This is a genomic window from Pantoea sp. 18059, from assembly GCF_902706165.1.
In the GTDB taxonomy this organism is placed as follows: domain Bacteria; phylum Pseudomonadota; class Gammaproteobacteria; order Enterobacterales; family Enterobacteriaceae; genus Pantoea; species Pantoea agglomerans.
In genome coordinates, this window is sequence record NZ_CACSJS010000073.1 from 1 (window position 1) to 386 (window position 386).

Below are 386 nucleotides of genomic sequence, written 5' to 3' on the forward strand. Positions count from 1 at the left end.
GCCTACCCGTGCGGTCAGCGGTCATCAGTCAGACAGCAGACAGCGATCAGCGATCACCGGGCGGCCACGGCGGGAGTTCCTTCGGGCAGCGGCGGCGCCTCCGCCAGCATCTGCCGCTCGAACGCGCGCAGCCGCTTGTGGATGGAGATCTGCTCGACCACCGTGCTCCAGTTCTGCACCAGGAACTGGAAGGATTCCAGCACCCGATCGAAGGCCCGCGAGATCTGCTGCATCACACCCAGCGTGATGGCGCCGGCGATCAGCGTGGGGCCCAGGGCCACCAGCGGCACCAGCACGCTGACCTGCAGGTACGACCACTTCACCACGTCGAAGTACAGGTAATTGAAGAACAGCCGGAAGTAGTTGCGGCGCACGTCGGCGAACAG

Annotated in this window: 1 protein-coding gene; it reads right to left on the bottom strand. The window is 65.3% G+C overall.

From position 1 onward, the window contains the following. Window positions 1–53: 53 nt before the first annotated feature. The coding region (locus tag GVJ63_RS22120) for an SbmA/BacA-like family transporter (protein WP_304623073.1) at window positions 54–386 on the bottom strand (333 nt) is incomplete at its 5' end.